The sequence below is a fragment of the Gilliamella sp. Gris1-4 genome (assembly GCF_001690335.1).
Classification (GTDB): Bacteria; Pseudomonadota; Gammaproteobacteria; order Enterobacterales; family Orbaceae; genus Gilliamella; species Gilliamella apicola_P.
Map to the genome: position 1 here is coordinate 62,602 of NZ_LZHA01000023.1, position 8,509 is coordinate 71,110.

At 36.3% G+C, this 8,509-nt stretch carries 7 protein-coding genes; 3 read left to right on the forward strand and 4 right to left on the reverse strand.

Annotated elements, in window-relative coordinates:
• Positions 1 to 67: 67 nt before the first annotated feature.
• Positions 68 to 784: a purine-nucleoside phosphorylase gene (gene deoD, locus A9G31_RS02815; RefSeq protein ID WP_065560334.1), complete on the reverse strand. Its 717-nt coding sequence runs from the start codon at positions 782 to 784 to the stop codon at positions 68 to 70.
• Positions 785 to 832: 48 nt separating this feature from the next.
• On the reverse strand, positions 833 to 2,065 hold the full coding sequence (locus tag A9G31_RS02820; protein WP_065560335.1) for a phosphopentomutase: 1,233 nt from the start codon (positions 2,063 to 2,065) through the stop codon (positions 833 to 835).
• A 446-nt stretch (positions 2,066 to 2,511) separates the two neighbouring features.
• Between A9G31_RS02820 and murB the strand changes: the two genes are divergently transcribed.
• The 3 genes from murB to birA are packed head-to-tail and all read left to right on the forward strand — an operon-like array spanning position 2,512 to position 5,651.
• The gene (gene murB / locus A9G31_RS02825; protein ID WP_065560336.1) at positions 2,512 to 3,522 is read left to right on the forward strand and encodes a UDP-N-acetylmuramate dehydrogenase; all 1,011 of its coding nucleotides are present in this window, start codon (positions 2,512 to 2,514) and stop codon (positions 3,520 to 3,522) included.
• A gap of 58 nt (positions 3,523 to 3,580) precedes the next feature.
• Positions 3,581 to 4,723 carry an MFS transporter gene (locus A9G31_RS02830; RefSeq protein WP_065560337.1) on the forward strand — a complete coding sequence of 381 codons (1,143 nt, stop codon included), beginning with the start codon at positions 3,581 to 3,583 and terminating at the stop codon, positions 4,721 to 4,723.
• Positions 4,698 to 5,651, forward strand: a complete 954-nt coding sequence (birA, locus tag A9G31_RS02835) for a bifunctional biotin--[acetyl-CoA-carboxylase] ligase/biotin operon repressor BirA (protein WP_065560338.1) — start codon at positions 4,698 to 4,700, stop codon at positions 5,649 to 5,651. The genes A9G31_RS02830 and birA overlap by 26 nt, the downstream gene beginning before the upstream one ends.
• A 67-nt stretch (positions 5,652 to 5,718) precedes the next feature.
• Here birA and A9G31_RS02840 read toward each other — a convergent pair whose 3' ends face one another.
• Positions 5,719 to 8,043 carry a zinc/cadmium/mercury/lead-transporting ATPase gene (locus A9G31_RS02840; protein ID WP_065560339.1) on the reverse strand — a complete coding sequence of 775 codons (2,325 nt, stop codon included), beginning with the start codon at positions 8,041 to 8,043 and terminating at the stop codon, positions 5,719 to 5,721.
• 198 nt (positions 8,044 to 8,241) lie between these two features.
• The coding region (locus tag A9G31_RS11730; RefSeq protein WP_176700339.1) for a transposase at positions 8,242 to 8,509 on the reverse strand (268 nt) is incomplete at its 5' end.

The window sequence follows — 8,509 nt, forward strand, 5'->3', positions numbered from 1 at the left end:
TAATCTAAATATCAATAAAATAATTATTTGATCAAAATAAAAAATGGCAGATTAACCTGCCATTTTTTTAGTTTTGATTTAATAAAACAGACTCCAGTGCAACAGTGATCATTTCTTTAAACCCTAATTGTCTTTGTTCTGCTGACATTGCTTCGCCTTTTCGGATATGATCCGAAACTGTACAAATAGCCAGTGCTTTTGCACCATATTCTGCCGCAACGCCATAAATGCCAGCTGCTTCCATTTCGACGCCTAAAATATTGTATTTTTCCATAACATCAAACATATCAGGTTCAACACTATAAAAAAGGTCAGCAGAAAAAAGGTTACCAACTTTAACATTCACACCCAATTTTTTAGCTGCATTAACGGCATTACAAGTTAAATCAAAGTCGGCGATAGCAGCAAAATCATGATCTTTAAAACGTAAACGGTTGACTTTTGAATCGGTACAAGCACCTAACCCAACAATAACATCCCCCAAGTTGACATTAGGGCTAATTGCACCACATGAACCAATACGAATGATGTTTTCAACACCATAAAATTTAACTAGCTCGGTTGCATAAATAGAGCAAGATGGAATACCCATTCCATGCCCCATAATTGAAACCTTTTTATCTTTGTAATAACCAGTGAAACCCAACATGGACCTTACATTAGTAACTTCTGTTGCATTTTCTAAAAAGGTTTCTGCAATAAATTTTGCTCGTAGCGGATCGCCGGGCATTAAAACGGTTTTTGCAAAGGCATTATCAACAGCATTAATATGCGGGGTAGACATTAACTTCTCCTGATATTTGTTTCGAAATCGATATTACTTAAACTTAAATTATTTATTTTTTATAAAAGATTTACCGTAATCCATTGGCGATAAATCAAAATAATCGGCAACACTCTGTCCTATATCGGCAAATGTTTCACGATGACCTAAAGAACCAACAGGCACACTATCTCCGTAGACAATGACAGGTATATGTTCGCGAGTATGATCGGTACCTGACCAAGTTGGATCACAACCATGATCGGCGCTAATAATAAGCAGATCGCCAGGTTGGATAAGCGCTAACATCTCAGGAAGACGACTATCAAAATATTCTAAAGCAGCAGCATAACCTGAGACATCGCGACGATGCCCATAAGAAGAGTCAAAATCGACAAAATTGGTAAATACAATCGTATTATCTTTAGCCTGCTTAATTTCTTCTAGTGACGCATTAAATAAAGCTTCAAGACCGGTTGCTTTTACTTTTTTGGTAATTCCAACTTGTGCATAAATATCGGCAATTTTACCAATTGACACTACGGTACCTTGTTTTTCATCAACTAGTTTTTTAATCATTGTTGGTGCTGGTGGTTCAACAGCAAGATCGTGGCGGTTACCCGTACGTACAAATTCGCCCGCTTTTTTTCCAACAAAAGGGCTAGCAATAACGCGGCCAATGTTGTAATTACCTTTATTTAGCTCATCACGTGCAATTTCGCAGACTTCATAAAGTTTATCTAAACCGAAAGTCTCTTCATGACAGGCAATTTGGAATACAGAATCAGCAGAAGTATAAAAAATAGGCTTGCCAGATGCCATATGTTCTTCACCAAGTTCATCAAGAATAACTGTACCAGATGAGTGACAATTACCGAGGTAACCAGGAAGTTTTGCACGAGAGACAATTTTATCTAAAAGATCTTGAGGGAAGCTATTAGTGGTATTAGTAAAATAACCCCAGTCAAAAAGAACTGGCACGCCAGCTAATTCCCAATGTCCTGATGGAGTATCTTTACCTGAGGAAATCTCGCTAGCATAGCCATATGAACCAATAATTTCGCCTTCAGTTTGCATGCCTTTAGGGTAGTGACCAGTTGATTCATACGCCGCTTCGATTAAGCCTAGTTTGCCTAAATTAGGTAAATTTAATGCGCCACTACGACCATGCTCAGCTTTACCTAAAGCACAAGCTTCAGCAATATGCCCTAAAGTATCAGCGCCTTCATCGCCATATTTATTTGCATCTTCAGCGCCACCGATTCCAAACGAATCTAGGATCATAATAAAAACTCTTTTCATAATTTCCTCTAACTCATAAGCAAAACTTAACCCGTGCACAATTAATAAAATCAATAGCAATCAATCTAATAAAAATGCCTGCTTTTTGTATTAAAATTCTGACTATAATTCATAAAACGCCACTTAGTTAGCTATAATACACGATAACAAAAAACAAAAAAGATTTAAGCGCTGCTTTAGCTGAATATTTGTTTAAATAATGTGATGAATTTGATCTTAGTCATACTTTTGTAGCTCAAAATATATAAAACGTTTTTCGATGACCAGCTAATAGCAAAATTATAGATAAACTTAAAATCACGCACGACTAAATATTTAATCAAATAAGGTTAACCGATGTGGTAATATAAACTCTAAATACGATAGATCGCAAACTATAAAAATAACCTAAAAAAATGATTGATTTTTGGATGTCTATTTTCACAAAAAAATAAAGGTAGTTATCAATGAAACAAAAAATTCCTAACACATTTGGTTTAACTGTTTTTGCGCAAAAAGTAGTTACTGTAACCAGTCCCGAACAATTACAACAAGTTTGGCAAGATAACTCCCAAAATTTACCAATTATGATTATTGGCGAAGGCAGTAACACACTTTTTACCTGTGATTTTGATGGTATTATTATTGTTAATCGCATCAAAGGTATTACTATTAGTGAAACAGAACAAGCATGGTATTTGAAAGTTGGTGCGGGTGAAACTTGGCATGATCTAGTATCAACAACCATCAAGCAGAACATACAAGGGATTGAAAATCTAGCATTAATTCCTGGATGTGTAGGTTCGGCACCGATTCAAAACATTGGTGCTTATGGTGTTGAGTTTCAAAAAGTTGCTGATTATGTGGAGTTACTTGAACTAGCTACAGGCAAAATCATCACTGTAACTGATGGTCAATATGGATATCGTGAAAGCATCTTCAAAAAAGCGTATTTGCAAGGTTATGCTGTTATCAATGTTGGTATAAAATTACCAAAACAGTGGCAGCCAGTTTTAACTTATGGAGAATTGCGAAACTTTGAGCCCAAAATTGTTACTGCAAAAATGATATTTGATAAAGTGTGTGAAATTCGTCGTAGTAAATTGCCAGATCCAAAGGTTTTAGGTAATGGTGGAAGTTTTTTTAAAAACCCTGTGATCGATAAAATTGTGGCGGACAAGCTACTTGAAATTTATCCAAACATGCCAATATATCCACAAGCTAATCATCAAACAAAATTAGCCGCAGGTTGGCTTATTGATCAGTGTGGTCTTAAAGGCTACCAAATAGGCGGAGCGGCTGTGCATCAACAACAAGCATTGGTTTTAGTTAATAAAGACCAAGCAACAGCACAAGATGTGGTTGAATTAGCTCGACATATAAAAAAATGTGTATTACAAAAATTCTCGGTGAATTTATCACCAGAAATCCGATTTATCGGCAACTCGGGCGAAATTGATGCAGACAATTATTTATAATTAGCACCAAATTATAATTGCCCGCAAATTTTAACCCATAATTATACGCGATAACATTATGAAACATTCGTATTCATTCCCTATTTTATTAACGAGTTTGCTCTTTGTAACAATCTCGTTGTCAGCATTAAACACACAGGTACCATTGTGGTTAGTGCGTAATGAGTTTTCGCTTGGGCAAATTGGTCTTGTCGGATCAAGTTATTTTACTGGTAACTTGCTAGGTACCATTTTCGCCAATTGGTTTATTAATAAATTCAATGCTCGGCACACATACACCTATAGTTGCATTATTTTTGCCATTGCAACCATTGGATTAAGTTTTTCAATGAATTTTTATAGCTGGATAATGTGGCGATTTTTTATAGGCATTGCTTGTGCGGTCACTTGGGTGGTTATAGAAAGTTGTATATTACTCACTGGTCCTGTACGTACGCGAGGAAAAATGCTGGCAGTTTATTTAACCACTTATTACCTAGGTACGGTTTTAGGGCAAGCTTTGTTGCAGTATTTTCCGCAAAACATATTATATTTTGGATTAGTTATTATGTTACTGATGGGATTAGCAATTTTATTTATTTTGCTGACCCATTATAAATTACCAAAAAGGAAAAAAAGCAGCTTTAACATCATGCCAATGATATTAAATAAACCCTCTCGACTTGGGTTAACTGGTTGTGTTATTGCAGGTATGTTAATTGGATCGTTATATTCACTTTTACCAGCCTATTACTCACATTTAGGATATAGTGATATTCAGGTGGCTAATTGGATGATTTTACTGATTTTATCAGGAGTGATTGCACAAATGCCTGCTAACTGGTGTGCAGACAAATTTGGACGGCAACTTATATTATTAATTGAATCGTTACTAATGTTAATTGCATGTATTATGCTGATATTCAATTGGTTTAATGCGTTGGCGATTATTTTATTAGGCGCCACTATTTACACCATTTATCCCATATCCATGGCTTGGGCTTGCTCGTGTGTTAGAAAGCAAGATATTGTGGCGATGAATCAAGCAATGCTATTGACCAACACATTAGGGAGTTTAGTTGCTCCTGCGGTGATAGCATTTATTATGGATAAAACAAGTAATACCTATTTATTTGTTAGTTTTGCTATAATTTCGTTATACTTCATTATATTATTAGCCCAAAAAAGAGGAACGGATGCGCAGCTACAAAAATCCGCTTAAATTAATTGAAATACTAGCCGATGGTCAATTCCATTCAGGGGAAGAATTGGCAACAATTTTTGGTATAACCCGTGCTGGCATTAATAAATACATCAAACAACTGCGTGAGTGGGGGATTGAGCTAACCTCAGTACAGGGTAAAGGCTATTGCTTGGCAGCGCCTCTTAATTTGCTTAATAAAACCAAAATTAACCAGCATTATCAATCGAATGGTCGATGTGAAATATTACCGATTATTGATTCAACTAACCAATATCTACTGGATCGAATTGATCAACTAACATCGGGCGATTGCTGTGTGGCCGAATTTCAATCCAAAGCACGGGGAAGGCGAGGGCGAAAATGGTTTTCACCTTTTGGCACTAATCTATACTTTTCAATGTATTGGCGACTAGAACAAGGCGTAGCGGCGGCAATGGGATTGAGTTTAGTTGTTGGTATTGTTATTGCTGACACCTTACGTGCATTATCTGGCCAAGACATCAAAGTTAAATGGCCAAACGATCTATATCTTAACGATCAAAAACTAGCTGGTATTTTAGTTGAGCTTGCAGGTAAAACTGGCGACTGTGCTCATGTTGTGATTGGTGTTGGCGTCAATTTAACCATGACAAACCCGGATACCAACATAGTTAACCAAAAATGGGCTAATTTAGGCAATGTTGATCGTAATTTATTAGTTGCGCAGGTTGCCAAAACTTTAAAAAGTCAATTAATAGAATTTGAAAAACATGGTTTAGTGCCATTTATTAATGATTGGAATAGACTAGATAACTTTGTTAACCGTCCTGTAAAACTATTAATTGGCGATAACATTATTCGAGGAATAGCAAAAGGTATAAATGACCAAGGAGCCTTATTGTTAGAACAAAATGGTAAAATTGAAGCTCATATTGGTGGCGAAATTTCATTAAGAAGTGATGAATAATAACCTAACAATCATTTAAAGAACCTATTCCACTTGCTACAAGTGAAATAGGTTAATTAAACCAATTTTAACTTTTATTCTTAAATTTCAAAACTCGAAGCGCATTAGCTGTCACAATCGCAGTCGTACCTGAATCAGCTAGCACAGCCAGCCACAGTCCAGTAAAGCCAAATAAGCTGGTAATTAAAAATACTAACTTAATTCCCAACGCAATTGTAACATTTTGTTTAATATTACGAGAGGCAAAACGAGTTAAACCAATTAGCTTAGGCAAACTTAACAAGCTATTTTTAGTTAATGCGGCATCAGCGGCTTCTAGCGCAACATCAGTACCACTACCCATAGCAATACTTACGGTTGCCGCTTTCATGGCTGGAGAATCGTTAATTCCATCGCCCACCATAGCAATCGACGTTGAGATACGCATCTTTTCAATTTCTGCTAATTTATCGGCAGGCAACAACTCCGCACGGTAATCCATACCCAATTGCGAGGCAATAGCTTTGGTCGCTCGCGCGTTATCGCCTGTCAGCATCAAAGTCTTAACACCAAGCTTATTAAGCCCATTCATTGTAGTAATTGCATCAGCCCGCAACACATCTTGCAATGCAATAATGCCCATCAATTGTTGATTTGTTACTGCAACTACGACAGTTTTACCAGCGTTTTCAAGCTCCTCAATAATTTTGGTATGTTCATCTTTCAATGGTGATGAAACTGTCACAACTTTACTTGGTGACACAATATAAAAAGTCTGATTATCTACCTCGCCTTGAACGCCAACCCCCGCAATCGCTTTACGATTATCGGCCTCATTGATATTTAATTGATTCTGCAATGCATAATCAACAATAGCCTTAGCAATGGGATGATGCGAACCACTTTCAATATCGGCAACTAATGTCAATAATTGCTCTTTTGAAATATCTTGACTAATCACATCGGTGACTTGCGGTTTACCTTCGGTTAACGTACCAGTCTTATCAAATGCAACCACTTTAACTGAACCAATATGCTCTAGCGCCGCACCGCCTTTAATTAGCACGCCTTGTTTTGCCGCATTAGACAATGCTGACGTTATTACCGCAGGCGTTGAAATAACCAAAGCACAAGGGCAACCAATTAACAAAAGAGTTAAACCTCGATAAAACCAAGTATACCAATCAGCATTGAACAACAAAGGTGGCGTAATAATCACTAACAGAGCAAATAAAGCAATTGCTGGCGTATAATAACGACTAAATTTATCAATAAATCGTTCAATAGGAGCTTTACGCTCCTCGGCATCTTCAATCAACTGTAAAATACGATCTACCGCATTTTGCCCAACTTCTGATACCACTTTTAATTGGATTGTATTATCAACCACGAGTGAACCAGCCAAAATCTTATCACCTGAAAGATAATTAACAGGGATCGACTCGCCGGTTAGTGCACTTTCATCAATATTGGCTTGCTCACTTATCAAAATCACATCAGCAGGCAAACGACCACCTGACGAAATTTCAATAATATCATCAGGTTTCAGACTATGACTAGCAACAGTTTTTCGCTCCCCATTAATGATTATCACTGTTTCTTCGGGCATCAGCTCAGCGAGCGACGAAATACCTTTTTTAGCTTTACTTGTAGCAACACTTTCTAGCATTTCGCCTATCATAAACAAAAATAAGACCATGGTTGCTTCTTCGGACGCACCAATAAACAAAGCCCCAATAGCTGACACGCTCATTAACGACTCAATTGCAAATGGTGTACCACTACGCATTAAAATTAAAGCTTCTTTTAAAATAGGTATTAATCCAACAATTGCAGTTATCATAAAGGCATATTCGCCAACGGTTTGATTCCATAACAAAAAAATATAACTCACCACAATTAAAGTGCCTAATATCACTAAAGGAATTAGTTCTTTTTTATCAAAACTGTGGGAATGATCATGATGATGAGAATGTTCTGGAGATGATTCAAAAATAGGTTTATAGCCTAAATCGATGACTTTATTTTCTATTAATTTAATGGTTTTTTCATTATTTTTGGGAACAAATACCACCAACTTTTCGGTAGAAAAAATAATCTTAATTTGGCTAATATTGGGTAACACTTTTAGGTTGTTTTCAATTTGTTGAGCACAGTGCGCACAATCCATGCCTTTTATTTTCCAAGTTAATTTAATTTGCTCGTTTAGCCTATCGGGATCATCAGGGGGATCGTCAAATTCATTTTTAGAAGTAGTGGTATGAGTATCGCCACCACAGCTATGTGTTGATTCTTGATGACAAGTTATATCGTGAGATAAATGAACATGATTATGTGCCATATTTAAACAATTACCATGACAACACTCATGGTGATGATGTTCATGATGTATGTATTTGTTATTATATAACATAACATTACCTCTATTTATGGATGATTTTGATTGTACGCCAAAAAATAAAAAAGAAAATCATTTTTACTTTTAGTAGCAAAAAAAGTAAAAATCACTTCAAAACTGACCTGTAACACTTTTCAAAAAATAACGAACTAACTAACTAATTAATTCTCTTTAATTATTAGGGGCTGTTGATCTTTGCTGTACATAAATTACTCAACAATACATTGGCAGCCACATTAACATAAATGCCAGTGATACCATACTGGCATAATTCCTTTCTAACTTATCGTATCTAGTTGATATTGAACGATATTGCTTGATTCTAGCAAAGGCATTCTCGACTAAATGACGATAGCGATAAAGGCAGCTATCCATACTGCTTTTATCTATATCCTTACCATAATTACGTTTAGCAATCACCGTTCGTCCGCCTTTTTGACGAACAAAGCACCGAAAAGGCTCGCTGTCATAACCTTTATCG